Below are 19,585 nucleotides of genomic sequence, written 5' to 3' on the forward strand. Positions count from 1 at the left end.
ACAAAACGACAGGATTCGTTTTTTCGAATAATTTGATGGAATAATCGTTAAACATCAAAAGTATGGGTCCGGTATGAGAATATTGCTTTTTGTTTTACTGACGGTGGTGTCGTCTATGGCTTCGATTGAAATCATTGAAACGCCGAATGCCGTTTCTGCAGAATGGAACGGAGAAACACTCTGGACATATCATCACGATCCGGCGGAGGGAAAACCGTATTTCCATCCGCTGGTCTCAACCGATGGAACAGTGTTTACCGACCTGCGCCCGAAAGATCATCCGTGGCATCGCGCAGTTTGGTTTTCGTGGAAATTCATTAACGGGGTAAACTATTGGGAAGAGAATCGGGAAACACGGCAATCCCAGGGTGCAACCATTATTACGAAGGTTGTCCGAAAAGTTGCAGATAATAATGAAGTGCAGTTCCGGCTGGCTATTGATTATTCCCCGTCATGGAATGATGAAATCGTTTTAAAAGAACTCCGGTCGCTTTCCGTTTTACCACCGGATACAGACGGTACTTACCGTATTCAATGGTCCAGTACGTTCACAGCACAGGACCACGATGTAGAATTAAACCGCACCCCGTTACCGCACGAGGAAGGGGGTAAACCTTATGGAGGTTATGCCGGCTATTCAGTTCGAATGACTGGAGAAATGACAAAGGGGGCGTTTATCAGCAGTGCAGGATTAAGAGGAAACGCAACACATCATCAGCCTGCTGAGTGGATCCTGTTTAACGCGCCTGAAAAAGGCGGGATACTGTTCATGGATCATCCTTCCAATCCCAATCAACCTACAAAGTGGTATACCTCACCCGGTATGGGTTACTTCAGTCCCTCGGTTATTCATGATGGCCCGATGGTAATCAAAGCCGGAGAATCGCTTACCCTGAAATATTCTCTTGTTGTCTTTCCCGGCAAAGCTGATGCCGCAATGGCTGCCGCCGAATGGAATCGGTGGACTAAAACAAAGGCCGTCATTCTGACCGGGGCGAATAATCACAACTGGAAAAAAACGACGCCGGTGCTGGAAGCCGTTCTGGAGGAATCGGGGCGGTTTGATGTTGATGTGGTAACCGATCCGGAAAAACTGACGCCGGCCTTTCTTGCGGATTATGATGTGCTGCTGAGCAACTGGAATGCGTTCGGAAAAAACAAACCGGCTTCGTGGTCGGAAGAGCTGAAAAAAGCCTATGTTGATTTTGTGCGGAACGGCGGCGGCCACGTGGCGGTGCATGCCGGATCGTCCTCGTTTTATGACTGGGAGGATTACCAGAAGATCTGTCTCGCCACCTGGAAGGGTGGAACCGGGCATAAAAAGCCGCACGAATTCGAGGTGCGGATTGCGAAGCCGGATCATCCGGCAGTCCGGGGGCTGGAAAATTTTACGACCACCGATGAACTCTGGTTTAAACCGTTTGTACAGCCGGGTGTTACTGTGCTGGCGGAATCCTTTTCGCAGTATACCGGAAACTGGGAACCGGCGGCATTGGCCGGAGAATTCGGTAAAGGGCGCTGCTTCACGCTGCTGCTGGGGCATGATGACTGGTTTATCAATAACAGTGATGGGTTTAAAAAACTGCTGGTTCGCGGAACGGCCTGGACTGCCGGGGAATGACGGGTCGGACCGGGAGCGTGTTTTCCGGAGCGGCTGTAACCTGACAAAAAACCGTATATCAAAAGCGGTTTGTTCAATATTTTTTCAGAGTGGAATGTGTAATCTGTGCATTCACTCTGGAAAAGGATGTTGAATGAAGAAGATGCTATTGATTTCGAGTCTGGTCGGTGCGTTGAGTTTTTCGGGTCGGGCGGAACAGCCGGTTTATTCAACCGCAGGATTCTATGCGGTAGAGGGCAGTCCGCGTACGGTGGAGAATTTTAACCCGGGCTGGCGTTTTCACAAAGGGGATGTGGAAGGGGCCGAGGCGATTGATTTTGATGATCGGGAATGGGAGGCTGCAAACCTTCCGCACGGTCTGGAAATTACCGGCGAGAATGCCAGCGGCGGGCGGAATTATCAGGGGATTGCGTGGTACCGCAAAAGGTTCAGTGTTCATCGGTCGTCTGAATACGGGAGAGTCTATCTCTACTTTGAAGCGGTGATGGGGGAGGCGCAGGTGTGGGTGAACGGCCGGCATGTGGCGGAACATTTCGGAGGCTACCTTCCTTTTGCCATCGATATTACAGATGTCGTGAAACCGTCGGGAAATGTGGTGGCAGTGATGGCGGATAATTCGGACAGCACGCTTTATCCGCCGGGTAAGAAGCAGAGCGGTCTGGATTTTTCGTATCACGGCGGCATTTATCGCGACACCTATCTGATTCAGACCAGCCCCCTGCATGTGACACTGCGCGAGCTGAGCGATACGGTAGCCGGCGGCGGAGTTTTTCCGGCTACGCTGGAAGTGAATGGAAACCGTGCGAAGGTTGAGATTCGGACCGAGGTTGCGAATGAAAGCACTCAGCCGCTGGAAGCTGTGGTGTGCAGTATTCTGGAGGATGCGGAGGGAAAGCATGTTGCGAAGTTAAAGCAGACGGTTAAACTGGTCGGTGGTGAAACCCGGCAGCTGGCCGGGCAGCTTGACCTGAATGACGTGAAACTGTGGCACCCGGATGATCCCAATCTGCATTTTGTCCGCACGGAAATCCGGGTTGGCGGGAAGCTGGCCGACAGTCTGAAAACGCGCTTCGGTATCCGTACGTTTGACATGAAATCCGATGGATTCTATGTGAACGGAAAACCGTTCGGCCGCAAGATTGTCGGAGCAAACCGGCATCAGGATTATAATTATGTGGGTAATGCGCTGCCCAATTCCGGGCAGTGGCGCGATGCGCTGCTGCTGCGGCGAGGGGGCTGTACGGTCATTCGTGCGGCGCATTATCCGATGGATCCGGCCTTTTATGATGCGTGCGATTATTACGGCATTCTGACCACGACCGCGAATCCGGGGTGGCACTTTTTTAATTTTAAGCAGAAAATCTTTGAAGAGCGGCTGTTTGATGATACGCGACAGCTGGTTCGGCGCGACCGGAACGTAGCTTCGATGCTGTTGTGGGAAACGTGCATCAATGAGTTTCCGCAGCAACCGGACTATGCGATGAAAACGATGCATGAAATTACACATGCGGAATATCCGTTCCCGAGTGTGTTCACGGTGGCGGATCATCATGAGGCGGAAAAGGGCGGTTTTGACTTTCACTATAACTGCGATGGAAAAGACCATCCTTCTTTTCACCGTGAATACGGAGACGGCGGTGAGGTGGACAACTGGTATTCGCAGAATGCCCGTCAGCGGATAAAACGCGAATGGGGAGAACGTGCGCTGCTGCAGCAGTCGCGCATTCAGGAGGTTTCGCTGGCGCATACCTTCGGTTCTCTTCCGGCCAAGATCGGGGGAACGGTGTGGGCGGGGATCGATCATCAGCGCGGTTATCATCCCGATCCGTTTCGCGGCGGGCATCTTGATGGATTCCGTATTCCGCGCTATACCCACTATCTTTATATGAGCCAGTATGATCCGGATTATGAAATTCCGCATCTTGGCAAACAGCCGATGGTTCAGATTGCGCATGAACACACCCAGGTGTCCGGTCCTGATGTGGTGATATACAGCAACTGTGAGGAAGTTCGTCTGACGGTTTGCGGTGAAGATAAGGGAACGCGGAAGCCGGAGCGTAAGGGCAGTCTGGCTAATCTGCCGCATCCGCCGTTTGTTTTCGAGAAGGCCTATGACTGGCAGGTGGTTAAAAAACATCGTGACGGCGCATCGAAATTTAAGGATGTGGACATGGTAGCCGAAGGCTTGATCAACGGTAAAGTGGTTGCCCGGGATGTTGTTCCCTATGCGCAGCGCACAACCGGCATTGAGCTCAGTCTGGATGGCGTTGGAGTCGATCTGACCGCCGACGGTTCCGATTTTATACCGGTTCGTGCCACCGTGGTTGATCAGTACGGAACCCCGAAAGTACTGGCCTCGGAGTACATTCATTTTGTGGTGGAAGGCGAGGGAGAGATTATCGGTGATGCCTCCACGTATGCCAATCCGAAGAAGACTGAGTTCGGTGTGGCGACAGCACTTATCCGGGCAACAACGGAACCGGGCAGGATTACGGTGAAAGCCTATTCCAAAGGATTGGAGCCGGCGGAACTGACGATAGAATCAAAGCCTGCTTTATTGCCCGCGGCCTATGATGCCGCCTATGCCGCAGCTTCAAAAAAACCGGCTGTGAATGGCGCTGTGATTATTTCGTCGGCGGCATCGGATTTGCCTGCGGATGTGCAGGAGCTGCAGAAACGGGTGCGGAAACTGGAGCTTGAGGCGGTCGGTAAAGATCAGACCATCATGGAACTGCAGAGCCAGCTCGGCCGTCAGGGTGAGTAGACTTCGGGTTACTGAAACTGTTTTCGGTAGGTTGAGGGGCCATTCCGGTGGCATTCCGGAATGCGTGTGAGAGATAGTTATAACTGGAATATCCGCAGGCTTCAGCGATGTCGGCCATCGGCAGGTCGGTTTCTGCGAGCAGTTCCTTTGCCCGGTTCATGCGCAACCGGCGGATCTCATGGTTCGGGCTGTGTTTGAAGACGGCTGCGAACCGGCGTTCGAGCGAGCGGCGGCTCATGGGAACGACTTTCAGAATGTCGTCCATGGTGATCGGTTCAAAAGCATGTTCCTTAATAAACTGCATGGCCTTGATGAGTCGCGGATCATCCACCGCCAGTGTATCGGTTGAAAGCCGTTCAACGATGCCCGGCGGCGGAATATAAACGGCTTCGGCTTTCATCGGTTCGCCCTGCATCAGACGGTGCAGCTTGGCGGCGGCGCGGTAACCGATCTGTTCTGTGGGGGAGATTATTCCGGAGAGCGGCGGAAAACAGGAATGGCAGCCGATCTGATCATCGTTGCTGGCCAGGATGGCGATATCGTGCGGTACCGAAATGCCGAGTTCATTGCACTGGTTCACGATCCGGGAGGCACCATTGATTCCCAGGCATAAAAGGCCGGCGGGTTTGGGCAGCTGCAGCAGCCACGCCCGAAGTTCGTTCTGTGCTGACGACCAGTCGGGTGTGATTTCAAAAAAGTGACAGGGGATATCGTAGCCGGTCAAAGCCTCTTTAAACGAGAGGGTATAACGGAGGTTGGTGGGTTTCTGAATGGAACCGACGAATGCGATTGTTCTGAATCCCTTTTCAATGAATAGTTCCGCGGCCATACAGGTTCCTGCTTTATCGTCGGTGAAGAAACTCGGTGCAGGAAGATCGGGCAGGGGGTTGTCATCGACGTTGACGTAAGGGATGCCGCGTTCGGTCATTTCAGCAGCGAGTGATTCCGTTGAAACCCGGGCAATTACGCCGTCGCCTTCCCAGTTTTCCGGCAGATGATGGAATATATTGGGAGCATCGCGCCGCAGCCAGACCTTCCAGGGGCCGGTTTCCTGGGCATAATCCAGAATTCCGTTGATGATATTCCGTCCCCAATCCAGTTTGGCATTCAGCAGAATGGCTACTTTGGGGATGTGGGGTTTTGTCTTCATTGGTGTAATTTATCCTATGAATGGGCGTCCGTTATGAAGCGGAATAAATCTGTTATTTTTATCGGGAATCGCAAAGGTCGTGAAATAGCTTCAATTACAGGGACGGTTCGGAATTTCAGTACCGGACATAGGAAGGGTACAAATCGTATTTCATGGGGCGGGATCGGGATGATTCCGCGGAATACAGTTTCTGATGTTGAGTGTCGGGAATCGGGTTGCGGGATTTGTATCATATTTATTTTCCGCCATTCTGCCGGACGTTTGTGCTGAATGGCGAATCTTCATATATTTTCGGCGTACCGTTGTCTATTCCGGACCTGGGGAAAAGAGGAGCATACCGAATCGAATAGATGTTGTGCCGGTGCACTGTGGTATGGGGTAAGTGAACAGGAAGGGAAGACGATGATTACGCGATTGTTAACGGCGGGTATTTTTTCTATAGCGATTGCCGCATCGGCGAAGTATACCGAGACGATGGACTCTGTCGGACGGTCTGTTGATCTGGTCCGGGATTACGGGCTCAAGGATGACGGTGCAGCATCGAATCAGTCGGACATATTTCAGGGGGCGATTGATGAATTGGCCGAAAAGGGCGGCGGCCGCGTATGGGTTCCGAAAGGGACGTATCGATTGAGCGAAGTCAGGCTCCGCTCGAACATCCATCTGCTGATTGAAGCGGGTTCTGTTTTAAAGCTGCATTGGCCGGAAGGAACGAAGACCATGATGTTTCTGCTGGATGCTGAACGGCCGGAAAGAAAAAGTTCCTGGACGGAAGCGGATGAAATGGCCTACATCGAAAACGTCAGCATTCGCGGGGTCGGCGGCCCGTTCATTATAGACTATTCGGACCGAGAACGCGTCAAGGGTGAAGGGGCCCGGGGTATACTCACCAAAATGGTGAAAAATTTTCTGATCGAGAATGTCGATATATACGATAATTACAGCGTCTACTGCGGGATTACGCTGACTCCGCAGCAGACCCGGTATGACAGTTCAAAATGGCCGCTTTCCCGCTCGACCGACGGCACGGTACGAAACTGCCGGATTTTTCATGCCAGTCCCGGATACGGTCTCACCCAGCTGCACGGGGCGCAGTCGGTTCATTTTGAAAACCTTTATGCGGAAGGCGGCGTGACGTTACGGTTGGAAACCGGAGCGCTGGGGGATAAGACCGGGGTTTATGATATTACAGCTGAACATGTGGTGAACGAGAACGGGCGTTGTGCTGTTATGTTCGGTCCGCACAGTGCCATGAACGGTCTGGTGAAGGTTGAAAATGTAAAATCCATCAGCAGTGCTTTTGCGGTAACCATGAGTAAAGGCGGCGTTAAAAAGAAGGAGCTGGAACGGAATCCCGATGCTGCCGACGGTGTTTTTGCGGAGGGCAGTTATGTGAAAAATATCACGGCTGTTTTCGGGAAGGCGGCGCAGGTGAAAACGCATATGATTATGTATATGCCTGAGGAATATTATAAAGATCTTGATCTGGTGTGGGAGGATAAGTTTTTCCGAGGGCCATCCATTACCGCCGTGAAGGATGAGACGGAGGGGCATTTTACGGTTCGAACCGAAAATATCCGGATGGAAGGTTTTGTATATTATAGGGATAAACCGGTGATTACTCCTGACGATGCCCGGCCGGGAAATAAGTTCGGGGAAATTGAGAAATGGAAACAGGAGTTTGGTCGGTGAAACGAATCTGTACGCTTATTCTGTTATTGTTTTTGGGAGTATCGCTTTTTGCGGATCCGGTGAAGGTTGTACTGCTGGGTGGACAGTCGAATATGGCGGGACGGGGTGTTTTCGCCGAGCTCGATGAAACGGTGCAGTCGCGGGTCGATGCCGCTGCCAACCGGGTGTATGTCAGTTCACAGGGCCGGGCCCCTCAAAAACTTTCCTGGTTTGATGAGGGAAAGCGTTGCCGGACGTTTGGTCCGGAAGTGCTGACCGGGGTGACATTGGCTGAAAAATATCCCGAATCGGAGTTTCTGTTGATCAAGACGGCGGTTGGCGGCACATCGCTGCATGGAGCGTGGAATCCGGACTGGACTCCGGAAAGAGCGATGGCTTCGGAAAAAGGAGAGGTAAGGCAGCAGCTGCGGCTTTTTCAGGAGCACATGCAGAGTATTCGTGAAAACTTTCGGGTATTGGAGCAGGAAGGGAAGAGCTATGAGCTTATGGGTATGTGCTGGATGCAGGGGGAGAAGGATTCGCGGCTGGAGCTTTCGGCGTTGAACTATGAGGAAAATCTGAAGCGTTTGATTGCAGCCTATCGCAACGAACTGGAACAGCCCGGGATGCCGTTTGTTATCGGACAGATCAATTGTCCGGTGCGCGGAAAAAATGATTTTCCTGATGGTCCGGACACTGTTCGAAAGGCGATGGCCAAGGTGGCTGCGGAGGTTTCGGGGGTTGGGATGGTGGCTACATCCACCGATCCGTCATGGTCGGATTTTCCGAAGAAAAGCGATCACGTTCATTACAATGCAGAAGGTCAGCGCCGGCTTGGAATTGCATTTGCAGAAGAACTGCTTCGTTTGAAACCGGGAAAAAATGAGGGCGGTGAATAAGGCGGTTTTATAAAAGACTGTTTTAGGACCTGGAGCGATTTCGAACGTCGGTGACCGGTTTAAGAGCGCTGTGCGGGCGGTGTCTTTTTTCTACGGGGTGTGGAGCTTTTTTGAAAGGGCATAGAATATGAGCATACGGAGTTTGATCTGTTGTGCGCTGCTGGTGTGTGGTTCGGCTTTGGCTGAAAGGCCGAATGTGATTCTTATTTTTGCGGATGATCTGGGGCCGGGGATGCTGGGCTGTTACGGGCAGAGCATCATTAAAACGCCCAATATTGACCGGCTTGCGGCTGAGGGGATGAAGTTCAATAACTATTACGGGGCGGTATTCTGTGCGCCATCGCGCTGGACGCTGGCCACCGGGATGCATGATGGCCGGAAAGGCGGTTGGTCGCATAATCAAGGCGGTCTTCCGATTGAACGGGATGCCGGCAGAATAACAGAAGCGGAATTTCAGCGGCGTATGGCGGAGCATAAAGCCGGTTCGCTGCCCATTCCTGACCGGGAGGTGTTTCTGGGACAGGTCGGGCAGCGGGCGGGGTACAGGACGGCGCAGTTCGGTAAGCTGGATCGCGGTTTTTTAACGTGGCATGAGCGGGTGAAACGTTTTGGCTGGGATTTTTATGAAGGGCTGTATGATCATCAGCGTTGCCACGGTTTTTATCCGCCCTATATCTGGCGTAACGGTGAAAAAGTTCCGCTGAAAGGCAATGACCGTGCGGATTGCGGAAAAAGGTCTGAAAAAGGGGATGAACCGGTCGGAAGCGGGGGAGAGACCTATTCCCAGCATGTATTTATTGAAAGTATACTTCGGTTCATCCGTGAGAACAGAGACCGCCCCTTCTTTATTTATCATCCGACTCAACTTCCGCATGGACCGGTGGCTGTTCCTGAGCTTCATCCCGATTTTGCCGATGATCCGAATCTGAGTCTGGCGGAGAAAAAATATGCCTCGATGGTCAAAATGCTGGATGACCATGTAGGGCTTATTCTGAAGGAGCTTAAGGTTTTGGGAATCGATGAAAAAACGGTGGTGTTTTTTACGTCGGACAATGGTCACGAACTGTACTATGGCGATGACAAACCAAGATATAAAAAGCAGATTCTGGCGGATGGTTCCCGGCGGATTTCGAAGAGCATAAGTGGCGGTCTTCGGAAATGGATGATGTTTTCAAGGGGGCTGGAGGACGGGCCGGACTGAAACGGGCCGGTTATCAGGGAGGTATTCAGTGCCCGATGGTTGTACGCTGGCCGGGAAAAATCAAACCCGGTACCGAAACCGATCTTCTGAGTGCGCATTACGATTTTATGGCAACACTGGCTGATCTTGGAGGAACAGATATTCCGTCGGGGAAAGATTCAGTTTCCTATCTGCCAACACTGCTGGGAGAAAAACAGAAGCAGGTTCATGATTTTATATTTGTTCGGAATAAGAACCGGTTCATGGGACGTTCGGCGCTCATAACCCGTGATGGCTGGAAACTGATTCGGGTTGGGGAAAATGACTTCCAGCTTTATCATATTAAAGAGGATAACGAAGAACGGTATAATCTGGCCGCGAAATATCCGGAGCGGGTTGAGCGGCTGAAGCAGCTGTTTTTCCGGGAGCTGGATTCCGAGCGTCCGGATCTGACGGCGACAGAATAATGTACTTCTATCAAATACGGAACGAGAGCGGTCGATCAGCCGCTTTTTTTTGTGGCCTGAATATGAAAAAAGGCTTCGGAAAACCGAAGCCTCAAATCAATGGCGAGGATGACGGGACTCGAACCCGCAACCTCCAGCGTGACAGGCTGGCGCTCTAACCAATTGAGCTACACCCCCGTTGAAAGAGCGGATATAGTATCCATTTCGTCCGTTCGCGCAAGTGGAAATATTCACTTTTTTTGCGGAGCATTCATAACCCTTTGAAATGGCCGGTTTACGAAGTTTTTTTTCTGTTTATGATCGACGCATCAGGGCCTGCTTTCCGGAAATTTTATGAGAGGGCGGGAAAATGTTTCCCTGTTTCACAGCTTTCATTTTGAAGAATGCCTAACTACAGTGAATCTCAATAAGAGGTTAGGCATGCGTCCTGCTCTTTAAGAAGAAATTTGACCGGGAGCTGGATGACAGGGAGTGATCCGGAAAAGGGAATGGAATCATTGGTTAAATATTTAGTGGTTATTTTGGTGAGCCTGATATCTTCGTGGATACTGGTTCCCTGGGTTAAGAAGCTGGCACCTGCGCTGAAAATGGTGGATGAACCGGATGAGCGCCGGATTCATAAGGTTCCGATTCCGCGATGCGGGGGAATCGCCGTGTTCATTGCCACCCACCTGGCCCTGCTTGTGGTCTATTTCGGGCCCTGGCATAACCTTGCAGGAGCCACGCAGCTGAAGGAATGGCTCTGTATTCTGGCGGGTTCAACACTGCTTCTACTGGTTGGTATTTTTGATGACCGGTTTGATATGCGCGCCTGGTTCAAGCTGCTGGGGCAGCTGGGGGTTGCGTTACTGATGTATCTGGGCGGGTTTTCCTTTGAGGCGTTTCTGGGGATGGAGCTTCCATGGTTCATCAATCTCGGGGCCACTCTGTTCTGGTTTGCACTGTTGATTAATGCGTTTAATCTGATCGATGGAATGGACGGCGCCTGTGCAGGACTGGGGATGATTGCCAGTGCCGGTCTGGCGGGTATGCTGTTGTCGTTGCGGCAGCCGACCGATGCTCTTGTGCTGGTCGCTCTGGCCGGGGCCTGTTTGGGATTTCTCCGCTATAACTTTAATCCGGCCTCCATTTTTCTGGGGGACTGCGGAAGTATGTTTATCGGGTTTATGCTGGCGGCGGTGTCATTGAAAGCCAATGTGCAGCAGCAGATGGTCGTGGCGCTGGTGGTTCCGCTACTCGCTGTCGGGGTTCCGGCATTTGATGTTATTCTGGCGGTATGGCGGCGTATGGGGCGCAAGCTGGTGTCCATGATCCGGAATGATGAAGTCGCTACGAAAGTATTCGGACCGGATCTGGATCATATTCACCATAAACTGATGCGCAGCGGCATGACGCAGAAAAAAGCGGCCATTGCGCTTTATGGTGCCGCGATCTTCATCTGTCTGATTGCGCTTGGGATTACGGCCATGGAAGACAACCGGACGGCCCTGCTGATGGTGGGGATGATTGTTGTGCTTCACATTGTGGTGCGCCGTATTGCCCAGATCGAGCTGTGGACGACTACGCAGGTTGTTCTTCAGGGGGTGAGGCGTCCCCGGAATCTGGTCGGTCAGCTGGTCGCGGTCAGCTGGGATATTTCCTGTCTGCTGTTCGCCACCTATTTTGTATTCGGGGTGGTGCTGCAGCGGACGTTTTCTGTTCTGCACCTGACGGTGTGCGTGACCATCCCGTTTGCCACGCTCTTTTTCTATAACATTTACCGGGTCGTCTGGACCCGCTCCCGGAACTCACAGCTGCTGGTGCTTTTTCTGCAGCTGATGGCCGGTGAGGCGTTGGCCTATGTGGCGTTGCTCTGGGCTTCGGATCTGACGGTTAAAGAACTGGTGCTGGGGCTTGTTCTGCATACGATTATTGCTTCTGCAGGAATCGTAGGTATGCGCTCCGCCCTGCGTATTGCCCGAGATCTGAATGCCTGGCTGCGGTGTTCGGTCGGGTCTGAAAAGGATATTAAAACGCTGATTCTCGGAGCGGGAGAGAATGCGATTCTTTTTCTGCGTCAGGCGACCTTTGAGGATCAGCAGAAGGCGCCGCGTAAAATTGTCGGTATGATTGATGATAATCTGGCGTTGTACCACAAATCTGTTTTCGGGTATCCGGTACTGGGCAATTTTTCCGAGCTTGAAAAAGTGATTGAGGAGCAGGGGATCAATGAACTGATCTTTACGCATTATTACGATGATGAACTGCGGGCAAAAATTCTTGCGCTGAAACCCAGATACAACCTTCACATCCGTGATTTTATTTTTGTGCTGCGTGATCTGGATGAAGATGGAAGCAGTCGCGGGATCCTCAAACCATATTCCATCACGGAAACGGATCCGACCAAAACGGTGAGTATTAATCCGGAAAAGGCCGAAACTGCTCCGAAAGAGCAGTCCGGCCCGGGGAGCGACTAGAATCTGTTTACTCGCGAATCTGGCCTTTTCCTTCGATCACATATTTGTAGGTGGTCAGTTCCTCCAGGCCCATGGGGCCGCGTGCGTGAAGTTTATCGGTACTCACTCCGATTTCAGCCCCCATGCCGAATTCCGCACCGTCTGTGAAGCGGGTTGAGGCGTTCACGTAAACGGTTGCCGAATCAACCTCATTCAGAAACTGTACGGTTGCCTTTTCATCTTCCGCAACAATGGCATCCGAATGGCCGGACCCGTAGGTATTGATATGCCGGATGGCGGCATCGACGTCGTCGACCACTTTTATGGAAAGAATCAGGTCAACATATTCCGTGCTCCAATCCTCGTCTTTGGCCGGAACGGCCGTACCGATCAGTGATGTGGTCCGGCTGTCACCCCGCATTTCAACGCCGTGCTGATCAAAAATGCGGCCCATTTCCGGGAGGAATTCATCCGCGATATCACGATGTACAAGCAGGGTCTCCATGGCATTGCAAACCCCTGGGCGCTGGCATTTTGCATTTTCAGAAATTTTAAGTGCCATATTCAGGTCTGCGGAGGCATCCACATAGGTGTGGCATACGCCCGTATAATGTTTAATGACAGGAACGTGCGCCATCTTCATCACCGCACGGATCAGGCCCTCACCTCCGCGGGGAATGATCAGATCCAGGTAATCCGTCATCTGGCACATCACTTCCACAGCAGCGCGGTCGATGGTCGGAATCAATTGAATGCAGTTTTCAGGCATGCCTTTGGATTCGCCGCCTTTCTGCATGGCTGCGGCAATGGCCAGATTGGAATGAATCGCCTCTTTACCGCCGCGCAGAATAACCGCGTTGGAAGTTTTGAAACAGAGGGCTGCGGCATCGCAGGTTACATTCGGCCGCGATTCAAAAATGATGCCGATCACGCCGATCGGGACTCGCCGTTTATGAATTTCAAGTCCGTTCGGGCGGTTCCATGTGCTGATCTCTTCGCCTACGGGATCCTGCAGTACCGCGACATCGCGCAGTCCTTTGATCATGCTGTCGATTCGTGCATCGGTCAGTTCTAGACGGTCGAGCATGGCATTGCTCAGTCCGGCTTCGCGACCGGCTTCCAGGTCTTTCCGATTTTCCTGCTGGATAAAGGCACGTTGTGCATCCAGCTCTTTGGCCATCTCTTCCAGGATCGCGTTTTTCCGGCGGGTGGACAGCCGGGCCAGCTCCCGGCTGGCGGCTTTTGCTTTTGCGCCGATTTCGAGTACTTGTTCTTTAACGTCCATAATTTCTTCCTTCCTAAAGAATAACCATATTATCGTGGTGAACCGCTTCACCGGATTTTCCAGTGCTTTTCCGGCCTTTCAGTTCGTCAATTTCACTACTGGGGAGTTCGACCAGTCCGCGGGCCACCCGTTCTCCATCGAGCGACAGGATGTCGACCATGGCTCCGACTTTAAACCGGCCTTGAACCTGTTTAATGCCTACCGGCAAAAGGCTTTTCCCTTTTCGCAATGCCGTAACCGCACCGGCATCAATCAGCAGTTTTCCTTCCGCACGGTTGAAAAAGGCGATCCAGCTTTTCCGTTTGGAAATATTGCCGGCTTTGGGAAACAGCAGGGTTCCTTCATCCCGGCCCTCAAAAATACGGGACAGTACGTCTGTATTTCGGCCGTTGGCAATGACCACCGGAATGCCGTTGTGGGCGGCAATCTGGGCGGATTTCAGTTTGGAGGCCATGCCGCCGGTTGAAAGGGGGTCCGATTTATCGCTCACCAGCGCGAGTACCTCGTTGTCCACCTCTTCAATATAGGAAACCCGCTCATTGCCGTTGCGAAGGCCGTCGGTTGTGCTCAGCAGAACCAGAGCGTCGGCATCAATCAGAATCGAAACCAGCGCGGCCAGAACGTCGTTGTCGCCGAATTTGATCTCTTCGGTGGAAATGGTGTCGTTTTCATTAATGATCGGGATCACACGGTTATTGATCAGATTGATGAGTGTTTTTCGTGCATTCAGATGCCGTTCGCGGTGTTTAAGGGCATCGTGTGTAAGCAGAACCTGCCCCACGGTTATGTCGTTGGCCCGGAAGAGGTCGTGATAGGCGCTGATGAGCGAAATCTGGCCCACCGCCGCCGCCATCTGAAGATCGGGGATATGTTTCGGGCGTTTGGCAAAATGAAGAGCATCGAGTCCGGCCCCGACCGCGCCGGAGGAAACAAAGGCCACTTCACCGCCCGAATTCTGGATTCCGGAAAGTCCGTCCACCAGTGCCTTCAGCTGTTTCCGGTCCGGTCGCCCTGTATTTTCCACCAGCACTTTGCTGCCGGCTTTCACCACAATCCGTTTTGCGTTTTTCAGAGCTTCTCTATGTTTTTGCTGCACCATGGCGAATCATCTGGGTTAATTAAGCCGTTGGTGCTACCACATCGTGATGCACTTGTCGAGCCGTCCATAGATTCGTGCTTGTGCCGTTAATTATGAACATGCACGATAATTGTTTCGCATTTACAGGAGAATTTATGATGAACAAAGCCTGCATTGCATTCGCTGCCGCAGCCCTTCTCGCCGGTTGTGCCAGCGAGAATACAGAAAAATATGAGCCGAACTGGGAATCGCTCGCCAAGCACGAGGCCGCACCGGAATGGCTGAAAGATGCAAAGCTCGGGATCTATTTTCACTGGGGGCCCTATTCCGTCCCGGCCTACGGAAACGAGTGGTATCCGCGCTGGATGCATTTTGAAAACCGGAAAGAATACCGACACCATGTGGAGACTTATGGGAAACCGTCGGAATTCGGATATCACGATTTTGTACCGATGTTTACTGCGGAGCATTTCGACGCAGCGGAATGGGCGGAGCTCTTTCGGAAAGCCGGCGCACGATTTGCCGGTCCCGTGGCAGAGCATCACGACGGATTTTCCATGTGGGATTCGGAGATTACGCCCTGGAACGCGGCCGACAAAGGGCCGAAGCAGGATATTCTGGGCAAATTGTTTGCCGAACTTGAAAAACGGGACATGAAAACCATTGCCACGTTCCATCATGCGCGCAACCTTCAGCGTTATTCGGATAAACCGGGAGAAAAGGGATTCGGAAACAGCCACTATCCCTGGATCGAAGGGCAGCCGCCGACATCCGATGATCCTGAGCTCCGCCTGCTGTACGGTAATGTGCCGGAAGAGGAGTGGAACGAAACCATCTGGCTCGGAAAACTGAAAGAAGTGATCGATAACTATCAGCCGGACATCATCTGGTTCGACAGCTGGCTCGACCGGATTCCGGAAATCTACCGGCAGCGTTTTGCGGCCTACTACCTCAATGAGGCCGAAAAATGGAATAAAGATGTCGCCATTATCCGCAAACAGAACGATCTGCCGCTGACGTTCAGTATCAACGACCATGAAAAATCACGCGAACCGAAGGCGCTCAAGGAACTGTGGATGACGGATGACACGATCAGTACCGGCAGCTGGTGTTATACACAGGACCTGAAAATCAAACCGCTCAGCACGGTGATTCATGCGGTGATCGATACCGTGGCCAAAAACGGTGTTGTTCTGCTCAATATTTCGCCGAAAGCCGATGGCACCATTCCGCAGGATCAGCGCGATGTGCTGCTGGGCCTCGGGGCGTGGCTGGCTAAAAACGGCGAGGCCATTTATTCCACCCGCCCGTGGATCAATGCGGCGGAGGGCCCGACTACTGAGCCGGAGGGCGGATTTGCCGCCCGGAAAGAATTTATGGCGCTGAAGTATACGGAAAAGGATATCCGCTATACGGCTTCCAAAGACGGAAAAACCGTTTATGCCATCATCATGGGGGTCCCGGAGGCCGGAAGTGAAGTGCTTCTGAAAACCTTTGCTGAGCAAAAAATGACGGTGAAAAATGTGACGGTTCTGGACGGCGGTGCCGTTGAGTGGAAGATGACGGAAAACGGATTGTCGATCAGCGCGGCAGAAACAGACGATGCTGCCGCAATGGTGTATAAGGTTGAACTTTAAATGCGAATAACGAGTGGATTTTTACGTAACCGCCGCTTTCAGGTTCCGGATCAGGAGGTCCGGCCGACCATGGAGGCGGTGCGTGAAGCGGTGTTTTCCTCGCTGGGTTCTGTTGAAGGGTTGAGTGTTCTGGATCTGTTTGCCGGTTCCGGAGCCCTCGGGCTGGAGGCCTGGAGCCGGGGGGCCGGAGCGGTCACTTTTGTGGAGCAGCATGCCGGGGTATGGCGGAATCTGCAGCGGAATATCGAAGAGCTGAACCATCCGAATCTTGGGAAAACTAAGGTGTTTAAGTCGGATGCGATCCGCTGGCTGAGTTGTGCCGGGGAAGCGTTTGATGTTATTCTGGCGGATCCGCCGTATGATCTGCCTGATGCCATGGAAAATACATTGGCCGGAATTGCGGAGCATTCGGTATTGAAACCGGACGGAGTGCTGGTGTACGAAATGCGAGCCAAGGGCGAACCGGTGATTTCCGCGGACTGGAAGGTGTTGCGGGATAAACGCTATGGAAAGACACGCGTCCTTATTCTGAAACTGAAAACCGAGGATGCATCATGAACGAAGCCGCACTCTGCGCAGGAACTTACGATCCGATCACCTATGGCCATCTTGACGTTATTGAACGGGCTGCACGCATTTTTCCGCGCGTGGTGATTGCTGTGGCACCGAGCCACGGTAAAAATCCGATTTTTACTGTGGAAGAGCGTGTCGAGTTTGTCAAACAGTGCACCGCACATCTTCCGGGTGTTGAAGTTGAGGTGTTTAAATGCCTGCTGGTTGATTTTGCCCGGAAAAAGAATGTCCGTGTAATGGTGCGCGGACTGCGCGCGTTTTCCGATTTTGAATATGAATTTCAGATGGCGTTGATGAATAGGAAACTTGACTCCGAAATTGAAACTATTTTCCTGATGCCGAAACAGGACTATTCCTACGTCAGCTCCAGCAATGTCCGCACCGTGGCATCGCTCGGCGGGGACATCACGCAGTTTGTTCCGCCGCCGGTATGCGAAGCGCTCAAACAACGTTTTGCTGCAGTTTCGGAATAGGCGGTCCGGGAAATACTTAAGAGTACTTCCCGGAGGGATCAGCCTACCAGGTATACGCTAATGACGCGTAGAAGAACCGGCCCGGCTCATTGACGATGACCGGCGTGGAAGCCGTTCCGCTGACGACATCCCATTCATAGGAGTTTGCCATTGCGTACGTCCGGTCGAATACATTATCCACGCCTGCGTTCAGTGTGCACGACCTGAACCGGAACCCTGCGCGAAGGTTCATGATGTCCCATGCGGAAAGATTCTGTTCGCCGGCATCGGCATCAATATCTGCCGCCTCATCGGAATGAACCCATTCAATCGTTCCGAACAGTCCGGTTTCCTCCCGATTCCATAGATGGTCTTTATTATAATTGAGGGCCAGTTTGCTTTTCAGAGGAGCCACCTGACCGAGATCCCGGTCCGTGTTGTTGTCGGGGAAGCTGTCCTTACGGCCTTTCTGATAGGCAATTCCTCCGTCCACAGAAAGTCCGTAAAGCAGATCGACGCGGGCCTTGATATCTCCGCCATACATATGGGCATCAATGTTGGTATAGCTTTTATAACCGTCCAGATTACTTTCCTGATAGATATAGTCTTTGAGGTCGGAGTAGAACCCTTTGGTCTGGAACATCCAGCGTCCGAATTCATATCTGATGCCGAGGTCGAACTCGGTGTTGGCGGTCGGTTTGAGGTCGGGGTTTCCGAAATACGAGGTATTTCCCTGAATGTAACGTTCCGTAGAGGTCGGGGTTCGATAGTTCCGCCCGATTCCCCCGAAAATCATGGTGCTGTCATTCAGGAAAAACTGACCCGATATGTTTCCGCCCAGAAGGTCGTCTGTCTGGCGGTTGCCATCGATATACGCACCGGTATAAACGAGGTTCTCATCCGCTTCCTGCTGGAAGTGGTCATATCGCAGTCCGGCGCCCAGAGAGAAGGAATCGAAATCCTTATCGATCTGAATGTATCCCCCTACATCTACAGACTGGACGGACGGAATGAGATCGTCATTTAATTTTGCGCCGGTGTCGCTGTTATAGACATCGCCCCACCAGTCCCGGTGATAGACATCCAGCCCGTAGGTCAGCACGGCAAAATCAGTTTCAGTTACATTCTGAATACCGCCGCCGGTAATGACCGACTCAACCTCGTTGTTCTTGGGGACAGCCACATCGCGATATTTTTGGTACGGACGGTGATCCACTTCATTGCGGTAAAATGACAGGGTGAGCTTTTCCGACAGGCTGCCGAGATCGCGCATTTCCCAGCTCGCTTTGCTCAGGTTGGTGATCTCTTCTTCGGTGTCCATGGAGGAACGAGGAGAGAGAATATCATCCGCTTTGCCATAGGTGTGTTCCAGCAGGATGGTCTGGTTTTCGCCCGGCGTGAACTGCAGCTTGCCCCAGATGTCGTTTCGCTGAAACGAATTGGCGTCCTCTCCGTCCTCGTTATAGGAACTGGGCTGACCTTCCCGAAAGGTCCAGATTTCGTTGCCGTCACCGTCTTCATATTGACCCGATTCGGAATAGTTATATCCGAAAAGGCCTTGAATTTTATCGTCTCCGCCGCTGATGGACGTGCCCCCGCTGTAATAGCCGTAACTTCCGATTTTTCCCAGAACCTCTCCATTGAATCCCGGTTCCGGCTTCTTCGTGATCACGTCTACATATCCGCCCAGAGCACCCATCTGAGTGACGTCGAAGGGGCCCTGCTGCATGGTCAGTTTCTGCACGGTGAGCATGTTGATGTGGGAAAGGTGCGGGTCTTTACGGCCGCCGCAGGCGCCCTCAAGAATCCCGCCGTCGAGCAGCACCTTGAAATTTTCCTGGCCGAAGCCGCGTACGGAAACGTCGTTTCCATACGCACCTTTGCGAATCATGGATACTTCGACCATTTCGTCAGACAGGATTTCTGAAAAATCGACCAGGTTTTGCCTCTTCAGCGAGCGGCTGTTGATTTCCCGGTTTTTATGATCAACCGCCTGTCCGGAGACAACGACGGTTTCGGGTTCCAGTATTTTATCGACGGTCTGTGCCGCCGTATTGGTTGTGCCTTCTTCCGGGAAGGCGTTCGTAATCAGGCCCGGCGCAAACAGCGCGGACAGAATAAATCGTCTCATTGAAATAACTCCGTTTTTTAAATGACTGCAGGGTCCCGAAGCCGGGACCGGTTTGGAATGGTGTTCAGACAGTCGTGAACGGAGGGGCCCGGGCCCGCGGGGAGTATAGGCGTTCTGTTCCGCACAGTCCCGGACTGGCTTCAGCCGGAAGCGTCAGAACATAAAGGAGCTCGGGAGCAGAGATTGCAGATGAGGAGATGAATATGAGCTGTGCAAGATCGCAGAAAGGACATTTATGCGTC

At 52.4% G+C, this 19,585-nt stretch carries 12 protein-coding genes, 1 tRNA gene and 1 pseudogene; 9 read left to right on the forward strand and 5 right to left on the reverse strand.

Annotation, left to right across the window (positions count from 1 at the left end):
* The first annotated feature begins 73 nt into the window (after window positions 1–73).
* Both EGM51_15950 and EGM51_15955 read left to right on the forward strand, forming a co-directional pair.
* Window positions 74–1,621 carry a hypothetical protein gene (locus EGM51_15950; protein ID QBG48820.1) on the forward strand — a complete coding sequence of 516 codons (1,548 nt, stop codon included), beginning with the start codon at window positions 74–76 and terminating at the stop codon, window positions 1,619–1,621.
* Window positions 1,622–1,754: 133 nt separating this feature from the next.
* Window positions 1,755–4,385: a glycoside hydrolase family 2 protein gene (locus EGM51_15955; GenBank protein ID QBG48821.1), complete on the forward strand. Its 2,631-nt coding sequence runs from the start codon at window positions 1,755–1,757 to the stop codon at window positions 4,383–4,385.
* Here the strand turns inward: EGM51_15955 and EGM51_15960 are convergent.
* Entirely contained in the window at window positions 4,345–5,535 is a 1,191-nt protein-coding gene (locus EGM51_15960; GenBank protein ID QBG48822.1) for a helix-turn-helix domain-containing protein, read from the reverse strand. The genes EGM51_15955 and EGM51_15960 overlap by 41 nt on opposite strands.
* Before the next feature lie 270 nt (window positions 5,536–5,805).
* On the opposite strand from EGM51_15960, the gene EGM51_15965 reads away from it, so the two are divergent.
* From EGM51_15965 to EGM51_15975, 3 genes and pseudogenes are all read left to right on the forward strand, one after another.
* A complete protein-coding gene (locus EGM51_15965) occupies window positions 5,806–7,227 on the forward strand; it encodes a hypothetical protein (GenBank protein QBG48823.1) in 1,422 nt (473 codons plus the stop codon).
* The gene (locus EGM51_15970) at window positions 7,203–8,105 is read left to right on the forward strand and encodes a hypothetical protein (GenBank protein QBG48824.1); all 903 of its coding nucleotides are present in this window, start codon (window positions 7,203–7,205) and stop codon (window positions 8,103–8,105) included. The genes EGM51_15965 and EGM51_15970 overlap by 25 nt, the downstream gene beginning before the upstream one ends.
* 127 nt (window positions 8,106–8,232) lie before the next feature.
* A pseudogene (locus EGM51_15975) lies at window positions 8,233–9,752 on the forward strand (arylsulfatase).
* 100 nt (window positions 9,753–9,852) lie between these two features.
* Here EGM51_15975 and EGM51_15980 read toward each other — a convergent pair.
* A tRNA-Asp gene (locus EGM51_15980) sits at window positions 9,853–9,929 on the reverse strand.
* A gap of 284 nt (window positions 9,930–10,213) precedes the next feature.
* Here EGM51_15980 and EGM51_15985 point away from each other — a divergent pair.
* Complete coding sequence (locus EGM51_15985; protein ID QBG48825.1) at window positions 10,214–12,208, forward strand: hypothetical protein; 1,995 nt, start codon at window positions 10,214–10,216, stop codon at window positions 12,206–12,208.
* A 7-nt stretch (window positions 12,209–12,215) separates the two neighbouring features.
* Here the strand turns inward: EGM51_15985 and EGM51_15990 are convergent, their stop codons facing one another.
* The gene (locus EGM51_15990; GenBank protein ID QBG48826.1) at window positions 12,216–13,472 is read right to left on the reverse strand and encodes a glutamate-5-semialdehyde dehydrogenase; all 1,257 of its coding nucleotides are present in this window, start codon (window positions 13,470–13,472) and stop codon (window positions 12,216–12,218) included.
* 13 nt (window positions 13,473–13,485) lie between these two features.
* Window positions 13,486–14,571 (reverse strand): glutamate 5-kinase, encoded by a 1,086-nt coding sequence (gene proB, locus EGM51_15995; protein QBG48827.1) that lies wholly within the window; start codon window positions 14,569–14,571, stop codon window positions 13,486–13,488.
* Between the two features lie 137 nt (window positions 14,572–14,708).
* On the opposite strand from proB, the gene EGM51_16000 reads away from it, so the two are divergent.
* Genes EGM51_16000 through EGM51_16010 form a run of 3 tightly spaced genes read left to right on the forward strand, consistent with a single transcriptional unit; the run spans window position 14,709 to window position 17,233 of the window.
* On the forward strand, window positions 14,709–16,187 hold the full coding sequence (locus EGM51_16000; protein QBG49333.1) for an alpha-L-fucosidase: 1,479 nt from the start codon (window positions 14,709–14,711) through the stop codon (window positions 16,185–16,187).
* The gene (gene rsmD / locus EGM51_16005) at window positions 16,188–16,745 is read left to right on the forward strand and encodes a 16S rRNA (guanine(966)-N(2))-methyltransferase RsmD (GenBank protein QBG48828.1); all 558 of its coding nucleotides are present in this window, start codon (window positions 16,188–16,190) and stop codon (window positions 16,743–16,745) included.
* A complete protein-coding gene (locus tag EGM51_16010) occupies window positions 16,742–17,233 on the forward strand; it encodes a pantetheine-phosphate adenylyltransferase (protein ID QBG48829.1) in 492 nt (163 codons plus the stop codon). Before rsmD ends, EGM51_16010 begins: the two co-directional genes overlap by 4 nt.
* A gap of 43 nt (window positions 17,234–17,276) precedes the next feature.
* On the opposite strand, the gene EGM51_16015 is transcribed toward EGM51_16010, so the two are convergent.
* Window positions 17,277–19,343 (reverse strand): TonB-dependent receptor, encoded by a 2,067-nt coding sequence (locus EGM51_16015; protein ID QBG48830.1) that lies wholly within the window; start codon window positions 19,341–19,343, stop codon window positions 17,277–17,279.
* Window positions 19,344–19,585 lie beyond the last annotated feature (242 nt).

This window comes from Verrucomicrobia bacterium S94 (assembly GCA_004299845.1).
Lineage (GTDB): Bacteria > Verrucomicrobiota > Kiritimatiellia > Kiritimatiellales > Pontiellaceae > Pontiella.